Raw genomic sequence first — 14,850 nt, 5'->3', positions numbered from 1 at the left:
CACAACAATCAAAAATAAAATCTTTTTCAAATGAAGGACACTTTAAAAGGTATCGGACTGGCTGTATTAAGCACGGTAATCGCACTGGTAATCTACAACAAATACATTGCCAGCAAAGTAATCCCAGCAGCATAACAACCACTTCTCCAAAACGTAAAACAACAATTTTTAAAAACAACTATTTCAATTCATCAACATGAAAAGAAACCAGCAATTTATCGGCCGCAAAGCAATGCAGGCCATCGAGAAAGAAGCGAACGACAACCTGTCCAACTTTGACGGTTACGAAAACGATTACGAGGACGATAACTACGAGGACGATTACGACGGTTCCGGTGATGATCACCTCGATTTTGACGGCAGTAACTCCACAGATGCAAGTTTCCGCAACGAGGCCGCTAACTCCCGTACCATCCAATTTATGGTTACAAATGCCATTCGTGAAGGTGTTACACCGGCCCGCGCATCTTTCTACCTGAATCCATCCTTTGTAAACTTCAATGCAGACGGTACACGCGCTACTGGTGTAGCCAAAGAAGGTACATTCAATAGTATCGAAGGTATTGCACTGACTGCTGTAGGTAGTCAGACAACTGTAGACAACTTCCAACGCTTTGTATACAGAAACCCTACACGTGTAGTAGGTATGCGTTTAAGTGCAACCGGTGCAGATGGTGCAGGCCCGCGCCAACTGGGTGACATGAAAATCCGTATCATGCCTCAAAGCATTTTCAACCAACAAGGAACAAAAGAGATCATCCCTGCAAACTTTATCAGCGAAACCGTAATGAAAGACAATGTCGTTACCGTTCCTGCTAAATTCCAAATGGATGACCAGGTAGCAGTGCTGTTTACCATTGAACCGGGTGCTACACTTACCATCAATCTGATGATCGGTGCAACTGTGAACAATGCAAAATCCCTTGATCGTAAAGTAGGCCGTGCAAAACGCAATGGTGTAATCAAGGCGTAACAACCAAACATTAAATAATAGGATATATAAGAAGCCGCCGCACGTCGGCGGCTTCTTTTGGTTCTAAAACCCAATATCAATGGCAAGAAAGACAAAAACAGAACGTAAGGCCGCAAGACAGGAAAAGAAAGCAACCCGTCAGGCCGCACGTCAGCAGAAAAAAGCAGACCGCGCCAACGGGATCAAGCCCAAAAGCGGTATCGGTGGCATTCTCGGCGGTAACAAAAGCAGCTCCAGCAGTTCGGGCGGTTTCTCTGTAGGAAAGTTTGGTGCTAAAATCGGGCTTGCTTCTTTAAGTAACAGCAATGCTGAACCACAAAATTTTGCTGCATCCTTATCTGAAAAAAAATCGACTGGTGAGATCATCCAAAACACCGCCGAAACCGTTGGTGCCGTTGGTGGTCTGATCGGTGATGTGATCGGTAAAGTTCGTGGCATTGCTGGTGGTGGTGGTTCCGGTGAAGGTGCAGGCGAATACGAGGAAAGCGATGTACCGGGTAATCCTGGCGGTGCTGGTATCGGCGGCTGGTTAAAGCAAAACTGGTACATCCCTGTGGGTGTCCTGGTGGTCGGTGTCGGTATCTATATGTTCACCCGTAAAAGCCCGAAATAATGTTTACACCCGATAACATCAAAATTTATCACGCAGATATAAAGGCACGCACCCCGGCGCGCTGCAATCGGCGCACGGGTGAAATATACATCAATATCAACCGCTGGGGCAGCATACCACCCGAACACCGGGTATTTATCCTGCTGCATGAAATGGGGCATATTATTTTGAATACGTCCGATGAAGTAGCGGTCGATGCCTGGGCACAAAATCAGTATATACAAGCTGGTTACACCTTGACCGACAGTGTAAAGGCGCTCACGCAGGTACTATCCGGCAATAGCTCCGAACAAATACTCCGGGCTGAAGCTCAGCTCAACCGGGCGCGGGCAATGGACGGAAAGCCAGCACAAAGCAACTACACTATGAATAATCCGAAATCCTTTCAGGATATGGTCGAGGAACAAACCGACTTCATGCACAGCGATTCCTTTTTAGGCATCGGCGGCAACAAAGAAACCCGCAAGCAAAAACGGGCTATGCGTATGGAGCGTAAGCAAATGCGAAACGACCGAAAGCAGGTCAAGAATGATAAAAAGAAGGCCAAAGCAGATGCCATCCGTACGCGTGCAGAAGCTGCACAGACTAAAGCAGATGCACGTCTTTCCCTTGCAGAACAGGGTATTGTTGCACCAACTACAGGTGGTCAGATCATGGAAACGGTCGGTGGCATCGTAAAAAATGTATTCGGGAAAGGCGATCAGAGCCAGGGCGGGTACATTGAGGACGTAAAGCCCTGGTATAGTACTCCCGGAGCGATTATAGGCTTTGTATTGGGCGGTATCGCACTTATGGCCGGTATTTTCTTACTCGCAAAAAACGCACGCAGAAATGGATAAACAAGCCTTAAAAAACCTATTCACAGGATTGCCGCTTTGGGCAAAAGGTATTCTCGCCCTGGTCGTGGTTGGTGTTGTAGTTCTTATCGCACTGAAAGCAAAAGGCATCCTTGAAACCATTACCCGGAAACTGACAGCAAAGAAGGCCGTTACAGAGGTCAAAAATGAGCTGAAAGACTTGGAAGCACAAGGACAGAAACCGACCTACACAATCAGTCAGTTTAAAGTAATGTGCGATAAGCTTTGGCAGGCAATGGACGGGATGGGAACTGATGAAGATGCGATCTATGATGTATTCGGTATGATGAAAAATGATGCTGATGTATTGATGCTCATAAGCACATACGGAACCCGTGACATTGATGATGCAGACGCACTTTGGAAAAACGTTAAATCCCTCACTCTGACACAGGCTTTAGCATCTGATATGGATCGTTCAGAGATTGGAAAGATCAACAGCATATTAGCCACGAAACAAATTAATTACCGCTTTTAATCGCTCATCATGGCACTAAAAGAGACAATAAACGACCTACGTAAAAACCCGGACAGCGCACTGAATAAATATTTATCGACTGGATCATTTGGTGAATTTGGTGTAGAAACCAGTACCGCCGTAAAAATCGGCCTGGCTATTTTCTTAGGCATCACGCTTGCCGGGATTTTCGTAGTGATCTATTACAAAAAAGCAGTTAAAAAATAGCTCAATGAAAAACTTCAAAAACATTTTAAAGTCACGCACGGTAATCTTTATCCTGCTGGCTATCCTGGCAACCATTGCCAAGCAGAATAACATTGATCTGCCAATCGTAAGCGATTCACCGGAGATCGCGACGTACGTACAGTACATTTCGCTGATCCTGGCCGCAATCTTCCGGTTCCGAGCCAATAAAAAGCTGACCGTTTAATGAAAGCGGCTGTACGGTTAGACGCTCATATCAATACCGATGCAGTTATCGCGGGAATCGTAGCCAGGAATCCCGGTGCAGAAGAGGATATCGAGCGCATCAAGGAACAAACATTTATCAAAGCCCTGCTTTTCTTCCTGGCAGACAAAGCATTTGATTTTATCATCGGGCTTATTCAAAAATTCTTAATCAGAAAGTATGGCATCAGCTAAGACAAAAAAAATCGTCGTTAATATGCTTCCCGTGCTTATTGTAGCCGCTTTCGGTGGCCTCGTGTACCTTTTGTACCGTCGTGGAATATTTGGCCGTATATCGCCTCGTTTCGCACCGATAGAAGTAGAAGTAACCCAGGATAACACCAAAGTAACCCGCTCCAATGCTTCCGGATCTACTTCAACCAGTACCGGCACCAGCACAAAAACTGTTTGGGTTGCAGAAAGTTTCCCACTGGTAAAAGGAATGATCGGCCCAAATATCAAGCTGCTTCAGTCCGTGTGCAAAATTGGTGTAGATGGTAAGCTCGGTAACGATACCGAAACGGCGATCAAAAAGAAAGGATATAGCCTGCCATTGAGCCGTAAAAGCTGGGATATGATCTGCTTTGGCTTCGATACCAAAAACGACGGTATTCCTGATTGGGCAAACACATTTTTTCAAAAGAATAAATAGCACATAACATGGCAGAAAACCTTATCAGTAAAGATGTTATTTATAGCATCGTTGGAAACGACGCACGTGCTGACATCGTGGAATCACTGGTAGCAACGATTAATACGCATGGAGTAAAATATGGATTAGCGAGCTCTAACGCCCTAGCAGTATTCTTAGCTCAATGCGCTGTAGAATCTGATCGCTTGAAAACTCTTAAGGAATACGGGAATAAATCATATTTCAATCAGTATGACATTAGATATAATCCCGCCAAAGCAAAAGAGCTAGGAAACACGCAACCAGGTGACGGTGAAAGGTTTAAAGGTAGAGGTATTTTCCAGCTTACTGGTAGATATAATTATCAAAAATTCTCTAAATGGTATTTTGGAGATGATCGCCTTTTAACCAGTCCTGAACTACTCGAGCAGCCTAAATATGCGATTTGGTCAGCCTTATATTACTGGTCAACTAAATCAGGTCTAAAGGATGCAGCTATTAAAGGAGATATGAAAGGAGCAACTAAGAAAATAAACTCCGGGTTAAAGCACCTTGCCGAACGAACAAAATACTACGCTAAGGCAATAGCCGTATTTAAAAAAAAAATATGGAATGTGGTATGGAAGGGAGCGACAGCCGCTGTTAATATCCCTCTGCATACTTTTCTTAATAAGCTGTATCTACATTATAAATAAAAACAGATGGAAGTTAAACTGGCCGCAATTCGTATTAAAGTAACGCCTGTAGTATGGCTTATTTCTGCGATCATGGCCGGTTTAGCCATCCTGCTAACACTTAGACGAATGTTATCGAAAAAAGCACTCAGTATCGCTACTACACAATTAGGTATCCGTGAAACCGGTAACAACACCGGAAAGGACGTTGAAAAATATTTGAAGTCTGTAGGACTTCCGGGCGGGCATCCCTGGTGCATGGCATTCGTAGTATGGTGCTTTGAGCAATCAGCCGCAATCCTGAAAACAAAAAGCCCCTTGCTACGTACAGGCGGCGTATTGGATCAGTGGAACCGCGTACCAGCAAAGTATAAAAAATCAGCTCCCAGCGTTGGCAGTATATTCATTATGTCAACAGGCGGTGGTAAAGGTCATACCGGCATTATCACTAAAGTATTTCCGGATGGAACATTTACCGCAATTGAGGGTAACAGTAATAGCAACGGGAGCCGTGAAGGTGTGCAGGTTGTAACCAATACTCGCAGCACATCAGATAAAACCATCGTCGGATATATCACTCTATAACCTACACCCAATGGAATACAACCAGCAGAAACTATCACTTATCCGAAAATACCCGCTTGAAACCCTTGTTGCATTCCTTTTTCTTTCTATCCTGGTATTATGTAAATGGATCAATGGAATACAGAAAGATGTAAACGAAAACGCATCAAAGCTGGAGCAATATTTGAAAACAGACAACGGCGCAATGATCCGTGCATTGGAAAATAATACCGCCGTCCTGAAAGAAACAAAAGAAGCCCTTATCAAACATCAAGACCAATGATTTACGCAAAAGGATTAGTCGAAAACAACGGTAAACCGATTACTGGTGCAATGGTTCGCATTACCGATGCGGCCGGCCGGTCGATCATGCGTAATGCAGTTGAGGTAATCAGAGAGACGGACCAGGAAGGAACCTTTATCATTCCTGCAATCGAATCCGATTACATAACCATTTCTAAGGCTGGATATAACAGGCGCATTTTCAAAGTAGATTCTGTGCCAGATATAGTAACCATTCAGGCCGGAATGTCAACCGGGGCACGGCTGACCAATACTTTAAAGTATATCGGCTTACTGGCCCCGCTGGTGTCCATTCTCTTTATGGGCTATCAGTTTTACTTATTAAAAAAATCAAAATAGAGTATGGCTTTTACACCTGAGCAGATCAAAAACTTTTCAACGGTCGAACGCCTGATATATTCTAAAATATACCCTGGTACTATGTCATTTTCCGCAGCAGAAATCAACAATTTTTCGACCGTAGAACGCTTGCTGTTTGCAATGAATAACAGCACACCACCTACACCGGTAACACCAACGCTACAATTAGTTACGGCATCTGGAAATGTTACTCAAAATGGTATCATTATTGATCGAACCAGTGACAATACCGGTCGATTAGTGTTCAGGGATAGGTCATCACGGCCTGGATTTTCTGCCGGTACAATGTCGGTAATTATGTTCCCTACTGCTGCTGCCATTTGGGGAGATGCGTACGGTTGCGCTATTATAAAGCTGGGAGCCTATGCGTCGGACAATACAGCAAATATGTTTGTAGACGCCCGCTTCCTTGATCCTTATGGAACAGTTAAGACGTGGAATATTAATTCCTACGTACATACAAACAATGTGTTTGTATGTAATGATTACGACTATTTTAAAGATAAGCCAGTACGTTTAATGACTGATGCAAACGGAATATTACATATTGTAATCGGAACGGATGCAACATTTTGGAGACAACCACGGTTACAGGTTATCAATGTAGTTGCACGATGGTTAGAAGATCAGTCGACCGTTTCGGCTTATTTCGGCACCACGACAGGCTTAACGCTCTTTTCAGATGTTACCAAGCGATACGCCCCGTACTCGGCCGATTACAGACCTGTATTTTCAAATATGGTTAATTGTACAGTTGCGCCAATTTCCGGCCTCTATACCTTAACTGATGGCTTCGTAGATATAAATGCAACGGTTGATATTATAGCAACCGATCCGTTTTCCGATATGACCTTCGATATGAGTTTAGCGGTGCCTTCTGACTTCACTGATATAAAAGACGTGGTCGGTTCAGTGGTCGGCAATGGTACACAATCAAATAAGGTGCTGCCAAATATAGCTGATAACCTTATCCGGGTAACGCTGAACAATCCAACGACCGGACATTACACCCTACCTATTCAACTAAAATATAAAGTCAAATGACAGGATTAAACATAGGCTCCGATGAAGTAGCGATCAGTAAGATAAGCTATTCTACTACGAAAAAGGCACTGCATATTATTGCTGTACGGCTTTACCTGGCTGATCCGACCGGTACTTTCGGTTTTATAAATGAGATCAGGGATAAGATCAAGGGAAAAGCAAAACAGGACATAATTTCCGTCGAAGTGCAACTTTATGAACTCCCTGCCATTATCCGGGCTTTAGGACGTTACCCAGAGGTTTACGCATCCGACTTCAACAAAACACTAAAGGATAACCTGGTAGCCCTGGCAATGGCATTAAAAGCGAGCCCGGTCGAACTGGAAAGACAGCAAGGCGATTTTATTATATATCAGTTCCTTTTGATCGGAAACGGTATAGAAGATCACCTGGAAGCCGAATATATCCAGGCCGTAACGATCCTAAAATTTGAAGCCGATGTTATTAACGCTTCATAACATAGCAGAGCATATAAGGAACTATACAGCCCTTAAATGCCTATCGCCTACCCTTGAAAATAACATTTTCCGGATCACAGAGCCGGTAAGCATTCAAATATCGGACGGAACAATATTCGATCTATTACCCGGCTGGGAGTATGACGGTGCCTCTGTTCCCTGGATTGGTCAGCCGATCTTCCCGAAATGGGGTGTATATGCTTATCAGTCGTTTGTACATGATATATTATACTTCACACTATACGAAAAAGGACAAAAGTTCGCCGATATGGAGCATTACCGCTGGGGTATTGCCACCGGAGTAAGCCAGGCACAAAACAGGGCACGATATAAGTTCCTACGCACTTGGGGCTGGACGGCCTGGAACCGGTCAAAGCATCGCCCGTCTGATCGCGCAAAAGCAAACAGATTATTAACCTATATAAACGGAATACAATGCCACCAGTAAAAAGAAAAACCACGACAAAGAAAGCCGCACCTAAGCGCAAAACAGTAAAAAAAGCTGCTACACCTAAGAAAAGCAAATGTGCCTCTGAATTAGGCCGCAAAGGCGGGTTAGCCTGCAAAGCCGCCAAAAAGGGCATCCATTCACCAGCTTATAAAAAGAAGGTAGCCGCTAAAGCAAAGAGCAAAAAGAAAAAGTAACCCTGTATCAGCATCTACGAACAATTATCTTTTCACCAGCCCCGTAAGGCTGGTTTTTTCGTTTTTGGACTGAAATAACCCCAGTTTTGGACTATTCGGGGGCTGGTTTTGGACTGGCAAAAAAAGAAATAACATGCTGAATATCAGAATGTTATTTCTTTATAGTCCAAAAGTCCAAAAAAAATAGACCTAAAAACCATACACATATACACACACTATAGTGAAGGGAACCTATCACGGAGATCTGGACAATCCAATACGCCCAAATCCTTTAGATATTGGTTCACCATATCCAGGCTATGGTGTCTCAGCTGTAGCTGTAGGTCTTTTAATCCGATACCGGCTTTAACACATAAAACAACTCCGGTATGTTTCCACGAATAAAATGCGTAACGGCCTCTTATTCCTACTTGTTTAAGCACTTTTGAATGCTGGGTATTGAGCCAGTTTTGCGCTATCTGTTCAGGCCCAGGAACGCCGCTTTTGCTTAGAATATAAAAGGAGTTGGGATAATCTTTTAGGTATAAAATTTCATTTAAAAACTGATTAGGTATAAATACCTTTTCAGTTTTTTTGTTTTTACTGAATTGTCCTGGAACTTCGATATATCCTTCATCAAAGTTTATCCACTCTATACGCATATGCCTTTGTTCACCAGGACGAATAAAGCAATAAAATAGAAACTGAATCGCAAGCCATAACTGAGGTGGTTTATCAGCGGCTTTGATCTTTTCAATTTGGTCTTTACTAAAGTATAGCAACGACCTAGCCTCTCTCTTTATACTTATTTCAGTATCGACAGGGTTTGCCTTTACCAGCTTGTTTTTTAGTGCTTTTTCATAAGTGTAGGCCAATATATCCCGGTACTTCTTTACCGTAGACTGGCTCATGCCATCACTTTTAAGATTTAGTAGAAATTTATGTACATCAAGCGATGTCGCATATTCAGGACGTGGATAGTATTCACAGAATACATTTATAATAGTCTTATAGGTTTGAAAGGTTTTTTTTCGCCATCCAATTTGCCCGGATATTAGGGCTTGGTGTAGCACGGTTGCTGGCTCTTCTTCTGATTTTGAATACTTTTTTACAATATCAGATATAAGTAACTGGGCGAGCTCCAGCCGTTCTTCAATAGTGTTGCCCCTGTTAATATTACCCTCTTTTACGCACCTTTTACCATTAGGGTATTTGGGGTGTTCCTCCCACCATTCGACGCGCCAACGCTTCAATAAGTCATTGTCAAAGGAATGTAATTCAGGGGAAAAAAATTTTTTTTCTCGTGTGTTCATGCTGAAAATTCGAGCATACACGAGCTATTAAGAATCATACACAAGAAAACCGCTACTAGAGCGGTTTTCAGGGAATTGTGGAGAATACCGGAATCGAACCGGTCACCTCTTGCATGCCATGCAAGCGCTCTACCAAATGAGCTAATTCCCCATGGGATTGCAAATATAAGTGCTTTTTTCTTTCCGCCAAAACTATTCAAAAAAAATCCAGACACCCTGTTCAGCCACTGTATAGACCTCATATCCCGCTGTAAATAACTGTGTTTTCAATCGCTGTATTCCGTTACGGGTATGACCTCCGGCCAGTATAATTTGAGCAGGATGCAGCCTGATGATCTGCTCGGGATCTGCTTTTCCGGACAGGATCAGAACATCCATTTCCGGCGCTAATTGATGCAATGCTGTAGCATCTGCCCAGGCAATCCGTTTAGCAGAAAGATTCACGGTTCCATAAGTCAAAGGGACTGCCTTTTGTTTTCTGATCCGGTAACCCAGGTGTGCCGGCCTTAGTATATATTCCTGCGCTGAAATGCTTATGGGTTGTGTACTATAGGTACGTGCGGTGCGACCGGATATTTGCTCTATCAGTGTTTCTTTACCTGCAGCATAGATTATAATTCCGTTCTGGCGTGTAGCCATAAAATCCTGTACCATCAGGTTCAGCACAAACAAGAGCAGTAGACCTATACCTGCTGGTAGTGCCGGATAATACCGACGCAGGAAATAAACGGCCAAAACGATAATAATGATCATCAGCAATACATAATCCCAGGTATCAAGCGGTAGCCAACTGGCCGCATCTGGTGTATAGCGATCCAGGAAGCCCAACAGGGAGTGAAAGGCCTGTGTACAGGCAACCAGTGCCTTACCACATATAAGGGCAATTACGGGCAGCTGTATAGCCGAAAATAAAATAATCACCAATGACATCATCATCAGCAGTGTACTGAATACTGCTGCCAGTACATTGGCCGGAAGAAACCATACGGGAAACTGATGAAAGTAATAGATGATCAAGGGCGCTACCAATATCTGTACTGCCAGGCTCATCGCTATGGTCTCCCATAATAGTTGTAATGGCCGGAACGAAAATGAAAACCAGTTACGGACCGGTCTGTAAAATAGTATAATGGACAAAACCGCCAGCAGAGACAATTGCACACCGATATGATATAACCAGGCCGGGTTAATGCACAGTAATGTCAATGCCGTTATAGCCCAGAGTTGCAGAGGCTCCGCCCTGCGCCTGCTGCACAAGGCCAGGGTGATCACAGAGAAACTGATGGCTGCCCTTACAGCTGATGGCGGATAATCACATAAGGCAATGTAAGCCCACACGAAAGGTAGCACCAGTATATATTTGATCCACTGTCTACCCGGATCGCGCATTCGGTAAAAAGGCAGTACAAGCAGCATAAACAGCAGGTTGACATGCATGCCCGAAATAGCAATAATGTGCATGATACCGGTATGCGTATACATGTCCTTCAGTACGCTCATCTCATCCGTTACTTCGTTAAGGAAAGTGGCTTGAGCAAGGGCGGAGGTCAGCGTATCGGGTATATACTGCTTCAGCGCATATAGTATAACAGATCGTGCCTGATCACTTGTCCGGACTTCGGAGGTTTTGCTAAGGATGTGTACATCATCCGGTGCAATGAACTGCTGGTGATAAAACCCGTTACGCTGTTGTTGCCTTATAAAATCTACCGCAAAGGGATTATGATTTTGTTTGAGCAACTGCAATTCATTAGGCACACGATATATCGCTCCCCTACCCTGTAATCGGACAGTATCATTTTTATAGACGTACAACCTTACCTTACCCGATAAGGTATGCCAGCCGGTATGATCTCTGCCGGCCATTACAGATACCGGAATATAATAGGTAGCATTCTTTTCACGGGGTGTATCCAGCACCCGGACCTGAAATTCGCGGTAGTTCTGATAGTGTGCACCTATCCAATCAGGCGACTGCCTTGTATCCTGGTAGGCATATAGTACCCAGGCAGTAAGGGTAATAACAGAGAAAGCCGTCGCATTGCTGCAGTACGAACCCCATTTGTACCTGGACCTTAAAATGAAAGAGGAAAGTGCGATAATGCAGAGCAAGGCCCAGCAGCACAGTATTAAAGTACGGGAGTAGTGTATGCCCCAAAGGTCGTAGCTGATGATACCCGCAACAAATGCAGCCAGCACATAAAGCATGGGGGCTTTGCTACCGGCAAGAGCAGCAGAATAAAACATAGTATGTAGATTATAGGTAGGGGCAAGATACAAAAATCCCCCGGACAAATGTCCGGGGGATTCAATTATATTAAACTAAAGTAAATATTAGTTTTGGAGTTGTTTTTTAAATGTATCCATACCGCGGTCTTCATAATTAGCCCAGATGGTGCAGGCATGTCCTACAACCAACAGTCCCCATGCTGCAGTAACCCAGGCTGGCCAAGGGTATACCCATTCTGTTTTTCCTGCATATGTAATGTACCACATAGCTATATTCGCAACAGCAAAAACGACTAAGTGTAACAGGAACATTGAAACTTGCTTACCGGTATGTTTAATTCTTTTTGGCATGACTCTTGTTTTTTCGGGTACAAAGATAGTACCTTATCGTGTATTATTTAAAATATTTCTTAAAAATTTTCCATGGCTGCGTAGAAAGACATGCGTGTATCTACAATATACTCCAGTACAATCTGGTCAAACTGCTCTTTGCCTTCTATAAAATCGATTTCTATTGGCAATACCCAGACTGGTACACCCCAGGCCTGCAATGTATCACGGTGCAGGGCCAGTCTTGTGGCATCCTTCTCTGTAGTAATGATAACCGGTTGTTTAGCCTCCCAGTTTTTACAGGTTTGTTTTATTTCCTCGAGATTAGCAGTAGTAAAATAATGATGATCGGGATAACGCAGCAAGTGTACGTCGGCTACCTGTTCTCTCAGGTGATGCAGCATCGGCTCCGGCCGGGCGATACCACTGACCAGGATAATATGCTGCTCTTTCTGCAATGATACGGGGTTACCGGTAAAGAAGTCAAAGCAGGTACCGTAACGGATATGAGTAAAAAACACTTTCTGATGCGGCAATGGATTGATGCGTTCGGTGATGGCCTTGCGCTCAGCTGCCGGCAAATCCGGAGGGCATTTGGATACAATAATTACATGGGCTCTTTTAGCGGCCCTGCGCCCCTCTCTCAGGTTACCGAAGGGCAATACATAATCGGTATAGAACGGACGGGAATAATCTGTGATCAGGATATTTAGACCTGCCTTTACGGAGCGATGCTGGTAAGCATCGTCCAGCAAGATGACTTCTGTTTCCGGGCGTTCTGCCAGCAAAGCGGGTATACCGGTCATCCGTTCTTCACAGACGCTTACAGACATTTCCGGAAACTTGAGTTTGAATTGCATTGGTTCATCCCCTATCTCATAGGCTGTAGTTGATTCATCGGCCAGCTTAAACCCGCGGCTGCGGCGCTTATACCCGCGGCTTTGTGTAGCCACCAGGTATTCATAACGCAACAGGCGCATCAGGTATTCTATATGCGGGGTCTTGCCGGTACCACCGGTAGACAGGTTGCCTACGCTGATCACCGGTACACTAAATTGTACAGAGGAGTAAATGCCGGTATCATAAAGACGATTGCGCAGCCACATAATCGCACCATACAGCAGCGAAAACGGGTACAGCAGCAGCTTCAGCACCGATACAAAAATCATTAACGGATTCAGGTTCATAAGCAGCGAAATTATGACTTCTCCCCCGAATAAGGTTTAAAATTAAATTTCTGTAATTTGATCTGATCTTAAATAAAATAGCCGAATTTCGCAGCCTATCCTGAAAAATTTTTCACTAACCTTTCTAAAATTGAGGCATTATGGAACAACAGCTGCAATCCATAATTGAAAAAACGGAGCACCTGATCGAATATGGTACCGACAGGGACCTTCTGCACTTTTTAGAGGATCAGAATATCTCTGATGTAAAGGAACTGGTAGATGAACTGCCGGACCATGCTCCGCGCTTCTTTGAAGTGCTGCCCATCGGTCGCTCGGTACATGTATTCAGGATCCTGGACTTTCCTACCCAGGCCCGTATCCTTAAAAAGCTATCTGGCCATAAGATTTCCGAGCTGATCAATGAGCTGCCACCGGATGACCTTACTTCGCTCTTCAGCGAACTGAGTGGTGATGCGGTAAAAAAACTCATCATCCTGCTCCCGGAAGAAGAACGTAAAGAAGCCCTGAAACTGCTGGGATATAAAGAAGACAGCGTAGGCCGTCTGATGACCCCGGATTATGTAGCAGTTAAAAAGCACTGGAAAATAAGCCGTGTGCTGGATCATATACGCAGGTATGGTGTAAACTCCGAAACGATCAATGTAATCTATGTCATTGATGAAAACGGTGTTTTGCTGGACGATCTGCAGATCCGTAAAGTATTACTGGCCGATCCGGATACTTTTGTTGAAGACATCGTGGACAACCGCCTGGTATCCCTCAACGCCAATACCAACCAGGAAGAAGCGGTACAGGTATTCCGTATGAATAATCGTGTGGCCCTGCCCGTGACGGATGATAAAAACATTCTGCTGGGTATTGTTACTGTAGATGATATCCTGTGGGTAGCCAACGAAGAATTTACAGAGGACATTCAGAAAATCGGGGGTACCGAAGCCCTGGATGAACCTTACCTGGATACGCCTATATTCAGCTTGTTCAAAAAGCGTGTGGGATGGCTTGCAGTCCTGATGCTGGGTGAGATGCTTACCGCTACAGCAATGGGATTCTTTGAAGACCAGATCCAGAAAGCAGTGGTACTATCCTTGTTCATTCCGCTGATTATCTCCTGCGGGGGTAACAGTGGCTCACAGGCCTCAACCCTGATCATTCAGGCAATGGCACTCGGAGAAGTTACCCTTAAAGACTGGTGGCGTGTTATGCGCCGTGAGATTGTCTCCGGTTTATTGCTGGGTACAAGCCTTGCGGTAATCGGCTTTGCCCGTATTTATATCTGGCACCTGGTCGATCCTACGATATACGGTGATCACTGGCTACTCTTATCTATGGCCATCAGTACCTCGCTCATATTTGTAGTACTCTGGGGTTCGTTTGCCGGGTCTATGCTGCCTATGCTGTTAAAGCGTTTAGGGGCCGATCCAGCTACCTCTTCTGCGCCTTTTGTCGCTACCCTGGTAGATGTTACAGGACTGATTATTTACTTCTCCTGTGCCGTATTATTCCTAAGAGGTGTATTATTGTAAGTATTATATAAAAATTATTGATTATGCAGACTGTAGATATTTTAAAGATTGTCGTACTGGCCCTACTGGCGGTAGTTGCATCCATCCGCTGGATCCGCTTTTTCAAAGCTAAAAAGAGAGGAGATGAACACCAGTTTACCCGTTTTGAAAGCATTAGTGTACTCGTACTGATGCTCATATTCCTGTACCTGACTTTCTGGTATAAATAGAACCAGGTTTTAATATAAAAAGAGGAAGGGATAAGACGGTGTCTTATC

At 44.2% G+C, this 14,850-nt stretch carries 22 protein-coding genes and 1 tRNA gene; 18 read left to right on the top strand and 5 right to left on the bottom strand.

What is annotated here, in order from left to right:
- Positions 1–196 precede the first annotated feature (196 nt).
- The 16 genes from FTD44_RS13040 (at position 197) to FTD44_RS12965 (ending at position 8,029) form a co-directional block, all read left to right on the top strand.
- Positions 197–973 (top strand): hypothetical protein, encoded by a 777-nt coding sequence (locus FTD44_RS13040; protein ID WP_222166854.1) that lies wholly within the window; start codon positions 197–199, stop codon positions 971–973.
- A gap of 79 nt (positions 974–1,052) precedes the next feature.
- A complete protein-coding gene (locus FTD44_RS13035) occupies positions 1,053–1,586 on the top strand; it encodes a hypothetical protein (protein WP_222166853.1) in 534 nt (177 codons plus the stop codon).
- Entirely contained in the window at positions 1,586–2,425 is an 840-nt protein-coding gene (locus FTD44_RS13030; RefSeq protein ID WP_222166852.1) for an ImmA/IrrE family metallo-endopeptidase, read from the top strand. Before FTD44_RS13035 ends, FTD44_RS13030 begins: the two co-directional genes overlap by 1 nt.
- On the top strand, positions 2,418–2,921 hold the full coding sequence (locus FTD44_RS13025) for a hypothetical protein (protein WP_222166851.1): 504 nt from the start codon (positions 2,418–2,420) through the stop codon (positions 2,919–2,921). The genes FTD44_RS13030 and FTD44_RS13025 overlap by 8 nt, the downstream gene beginning before the upstream one ends.
- A gap of 9 nt (positions 2,922–2,930) precedes the next feature.
- On the top strand, positions 2,931–3,128 hold the full coding sequence (locus tag FTD44_RS13020; RefSeq protein ID WP_222166850.1) for a hypothetical protein: 198 nt from the start codon (positions 2,931–2,933) through the stop codon (positions 3,126–3,128).
- Positions 3,129–3,132: 4 nt separating this feature from the next.
- Entirely contained in the window at positions 3,133–3,333 is a 201-nt protein-coding gene (locus FTD44_RS13015) for a hypothetical protein (protein WP_222166849.1), read from the top strand.
- Complete coding sequence (locus FTD44_RS13010; RefSeq protein WP_222166848.1) at positions 3,333–3,545, top strand: hypothetical protein; 213 nt, start codon at positions 3,333–3,335, stop codon at positions 3,543–3,545. The genes FTD44_RS13015 and FTD44_RS13010 overlap by 1 nt, the downstream gene beginning before the upstream one ends.
- A 22-nt stretch (positions 3,546–3,567) precedes the next feature.
- On the top strand, positions 3,568–4,002 hold the full coding sequence (locus FTD44_RS13005) for a hypothetical protein (protein WP_222166847.1): 435 nt from the start codon (positions 3,568–3,570) through the stop codon (positions 4,000–4,002).
- A gap of 8 nt (positions 4,003–4,010) precedes the next feature.
- Entirely contained in the window at positions 4,011–4,676 is a 666-nt protein-coding gene (locus FTD44_RS13000) for a glycoside hydrolase family 19 protein (protein WP_222166846.1), read from the top strand.
- Positions 4,677–4,682: 6 nt separating this feature from the next.
- The gene (locus FTD44_RS12995; protein WP_222166845.1) at positions 4,683–5,240 is read left to right on the top strand and encodes a CHAP domain-containing protein; all 558 of its coding nucleotides are present in this window, start codon (positions 4,683–4,685) and stop codon (positions 5,238–5,240) included.
- 10 nt (positions 5,241–5,250) lie between these two features.
- Positions 5,251–5,502: a hypothetical protein gene (locus tag FTD44_RS12990; protein ID WP_222166844.1), complete on the top strand. Its 252-nt coding sequence runs from the start codon at positions 5,251–5,253 to the stop codon at positions 5,500–5,502.
- Positions 5,499–5,861: a hypothetical protein gene (locus FTD44_RS12985; RefSeq protein ID WP_222166843.1), complete on the top strand. Its 363-nt coding sequence runs from the start codon at positions 5,499–5,501 to the stop codon at positions 5,859–5,861. Before FTD44_RS12990 ends, FTD44_RS12985 begins: the two co-directional genes overlap by 4 nt.
- A 3-nt stretch (positions 5,862–5,864) precedes the next feature.
- The gene (locus FTD44_RS12980; RefSeq protein ID WP_222166842.1) at positions 5,865–6,926 is read left to right on the top strand and encodes a hypothetical protein; all 1,062 of its coding nucleotides are present in this window, start codon (positions 5,865–5,867) and stop codon (positions 6,924–6,926) included.
- Complete coding sequence (locus FTD44_RS12975; RefSeq protein WP_222166841.1) at positions 6,923–7,384, top strand: hypothetical protein; 462 nt, start codon at positions 6,923–6,925, stop codon at positions 7,382–7,384. Before FTD44_RS12980 ends, FTD44_RS12975 begins: the two co-directional genes overlap by 4 nt.
- Positions 7,365–7,832 carry a DUF1353 domain-containing protein gene (locus FTD44_RS12970; protein ID WP_222166840.1) on the top strand — a complete coding sequence of 156 codons (468 nt, stop codon included), beginning with the start codon at positions 7,365–7,367 and terminating at the stop codon, positions 7,830–7,832. The genes FTD44_RS12975 and FTD44_RS12970 overlap by 20 nt, the downstream gene beginning before the upstream one ends.
- Entirely contained in the window at positions 7,820–8,029 is a 210-nt protein-coding gene (locus FTD44_RS12965) for a hypothetical protein (protein ID WP_222166839.1), read from the top strand. The genes FTD44_RS12970 and FTD44_RS12965 overlap by 13 nt, the downstream gene beginning before the upstream one ends.
- Before the next feature lie 215 nt (positions 8,030–8,244).
- On the opposite strand, the gene FTD44_RS12960 is transcribed toward FTD44_RS12965, so the two are convergent.
- From FTD44_RS12960 to lpxK, 5 genes are all read right to left on the bottom strand, one after another.
- Complete coding sequence (locus tag FTD44_RS12960; protein ID WP_222166838.1) at positions 8,245–9,321, bottom strand: tyrosine-type recombinase/integrase; 1,077 nt, start codon at positions 9,319–9,321, stop codon at positions 8,245–8,247.
- A gap of 78 nt (positions 9,322–9,399) precedes the next feature.
- Positions 9,400–9,472, bottom strand: a tRNA-Ala gene (locus FTD44_RS12955).
- A 41-nt stretch (positions 9,473–9,513) separates the two neighbouring features.
- Positions 9,514–11,568 (bottom strand): ComEC/Rec2 family competence protein, encoded by a 2,055-nt coding sequence (locus tag FTD44_RS12950; protein ID WP_222166837.1) that lies wholly within the window; start codon positions 11,566–11,568, stop codon positions 9,514–9,516.
- Positions 11,569–11,655: 87 nt separating this feature from the next.
- Positions 11,656–11,901, bottom strand: coding sequence for a 2TM domain-containing protein (locus FTD44_RS12945; RefSeq protein ID WP_222166836.1), 246 nt, complete (start codon positions 11,899–11,901; stop codon positions 11,656–11,658).
- Positions 11,902–11,960: 59 nt separating this feature from the next.
- Positions 11,961–13,067 carry a tetraacyldisaccharide 4'-kinase gene (gene lpxK, locus FTD44_RS12940; protein WP_222166835.1) on the bottom strand — a complete coding sequence of 369 codons (1,107 nt, stop codon included), beginning with the start codon at positions 13,065–13,067 and terminating at the stop codon, positions 11,961–11,963.
- A gap of 140 nt (positions 13,068–13,207) precedes the next feature.
- Between lpxK and mgtE the strand changes: the two genes are divergently transcribed.
- Complete coding sequence (gene mgtE, locus FTD44_RS12935) at positions 13,208–14,593, top strand: magnesium transporter (RefSeq protein WP_222166834.1); 1,386 nt, start codon at positions 13,208–13,210, stop codon at positions 14,591–14,593.
- A 23-nt stretch (positions 14,594–14,616) separates the two neighbouring features.
- Complete coding sequence (locus FTD44_RS12930) at positions 14,617–14,802, top strand: hypothetical protein (protein ID WP_129019761.1); 186 nt, start codon at positions 14,617–14,619, stop codon at positions 14,800–14,802.
- The last annotated feature ends 48 nt before the right edge of the window (positions 14,803–14,850 follow it).

Origin of the sequence: Edaphocola aurantiacus, assembly GCF_019797745.1 — a bacterium.
GTDB classification, from domain to species: Bacteria; Bacteroidota; Bacteroidia; order Chitinophagales; family Chitinophagaceae; genus Edaphocola; species Edaphocola aurantiacus.
Note: the sequence above shows the minus strand (reverse complement) of the source record. Positions and strands in the feature narration are given on the sequence as shown.

Excerpts from the sequence above, each read along its gene's own strand:
- FTD44_RS12985 (WP_222166843.1), top strand. The coding sequence starts at position 5,499 with ATGATTTACGCAAAAGGATTAGTCGAAAACAACGGTAAACCGATTACT.
- FTD44_RS12930 (WP_129019761.1), top strand. The coding sequence starts at position 14,617 with ATGCAGACTGTAGATATTTTAAAGATTGTCGTACTGGCCCTACTGGCG.
- FTD44_RS13000 (WP_222166846.1), top strand. The coding sequence starts at position 4,011 with ATGGCAGAAAACCTTATCAGTAAAGATGTTATTTATAGCATCGTTGGA.
- FTD44_RS12970 (WP_222166840.1), top strand. The coding sequence starts at position 7,365 with ATGTTATTAACGCTTCATAACATAGCAGAGCATATAAGGAACTATACA.
- FTD44_RS12965 (WP_222166839.1), top strand. The coding sequence starts at position 7,820 with ATGCCACCAGTAAAAAGAAAAACCACGACAAAGAAAGCCGCACCTAAG.
- FTD44_RS13020 (WP_222166850.1), top strand. The coding sequence starts at position 2,931 with ATGGCACTAAAAGAGACAATAAACGACCTACGTAAAAACCCGGACAGC.
- mgtE (WP_222166834.1), top strand. The coding sequence starts at position 13,208 with ATGGAACAACAGCTGCAATCCATAATTGAAAAAACGGAGCACCTGATC.
- FTD44_RS12945 (WP_222166836.1), bottom strand. The coding sequence starts at position 11,901 with ATGCCAAAAAGAATTAAACATACCGGTAAGCAAGTTTCAATGTTCCTG.
- FTD44_RS12980 (WP_222166842.1), top strand. The coding sequence starts at position 5,865 with ATGGCTTTTACACCTGAGCAGATCAAAAACTTTTCAACGGTCGAACGC.
- FTD44_RS12960 (WP_222166838.1), bottom strand. The coding sequence starts at position 9,321 with ATGAACACACGAGAAAAAAAATTTTTTTCCCCTGAATTACATTCCTTT.
- FTD44_RS12995 (WP_222166845.1), top strand. The coding sequence starts at position 4,683 with ATGGAAGTTAAACTGGCCGCAATTCGTATTAAAGTAACGCCTGTAGTA.
- FTD44_RS13025 (WP_222166851.1), top strand. The coding sequence starts at position 2,418 with ATGGATAAACAAGCCTTAAAAAACCTATTCACAGGATTGCCGCTTTGG.
- FTD44_RS13040 (WP_222166854.1), top strand. The coding sequence starts at position 197 with ATGAAAAGAAACCAGCAATTTATCGGCCGCAAAGCAATGCAGGCCATC.
- FTD44_RS13005 (WP_222166847.1), top strand. The coding sequence starts at position 3,568 with ATGCTTCCCGTGCTTATTGTAGCCGCTTTCGGTGGCCTCGTGTACCTT.
- FTD44_RS13010 (WP_222166848.1), top strand. The coding sequence starts at position 3,333 with ATGAAAGCGGCTGTACGGTTAGACGCTCATATCAATACCGATGCAGTT.
- FTD44_RS13030 (WP_222166852.1), top strand. The coding sequence starts at position 1,586 with ATGTTTACACCCGATAACATCAAAATTTATCACGCAGATATAAAGGCA.
- FTD44_RS12950 (WP_222166837.1), bottom strand. The coding sequence starts at position 11,568 with ATGTTTTATTCTGCTGCTCTTGCCGGTAGCAAAGCCCCCATGCTTTAT.
- FTD44_RS13015 (WP_222166849.1), top strand. The coding sequence starts at position 3,133 with ATGAAAAACTTCAAAAACATTTTAAAGTCACGCACGGTAATCTTTATC.
- FTD44_RS12990 (WP_222166844.1), top strand. The coding sequence starts at position 5,251 with ATGGAATACAACCAGCAGAAACTATCACTTATCCGAAAATACCCGCTT.
- FTD44_RS12975 (WP_222166841.1), top strand. The coding sequence starts at position 6,923 with ATGACAGGATTAAACATAGGCTCCGATGAAGTAGCGATCAGTAAGATA.
- FTD44_RS13035 (WP_222166853.1), top strand. The coding sequence starts at position 1,053 with ATGGCAAGAAAGACAAAAACAGAACGTAAGGCCGCAAGACAGGAAAAG.
- lpxK (WP_222166835.1), bottom strand. The coding sequence starts at position 13,067 with ATGAACCTGAATCCGTTAATGATTTTTGTATCGGTGCTGAAGCTGCTG.